The organism is Fulvivirga aurantia, assembly GCF_009711475.1.
Taxonomy (GTDB): Bacteria; Bacteroidota; Bacteroidia; order Cytophagales; family Cyclobacteriaceae; genus Fulvivirga; species Fulvivirga aurantia.
The window spans coordinates 1-306 of the sequence record NZ_SMMD01000049.1; the positions used below are offsets into that span (position 1 = coordinate 1).

Below are 306 nucleotides of genomic sequence, written 5' to 3' on the forward strand. Positions count from 1 at the left end.
GTTAAATGGGGACTTATCTTAGGAGTTATATCAATCGTGATATTTATACTTGGAGTTCTTACAGAGCTAAGCACTGAAAGCTGGTGGTCATGGGTGGGTCTTATACCTACAATCGCACTAATCGTGATGGCTCATAACCAATTTAAAAGCGAAGGTGATGGTTTTATGTCATATGGACAGGGCTTAAAGATAGGAATGCTCGTAGTACTTATTTCATCAATCATTTCTACTGTATTCTTTTATGTGTACATCAAATTTATAGATGATACTTTCATTGCTGCCATTAGAGAAAAATCTGTTATGGAT

1 protein-coding gene is annotated in these 306 nt (G+C 35.6%); it reads left to right on the forward strand.

Annotation, left to right across the window (positions count from 1 at the left end; genetic code table 11):
* Nucleotides 1–15: 15 nt before the first annotated feature.
* Nucleotides 16–306 (forward strand): DUF4199 domain-containing protein (locus E1176_RS00070; protein ID WP_343030474.1); only part of this gene is annotated, 291 nt, incomplete at its 3' end.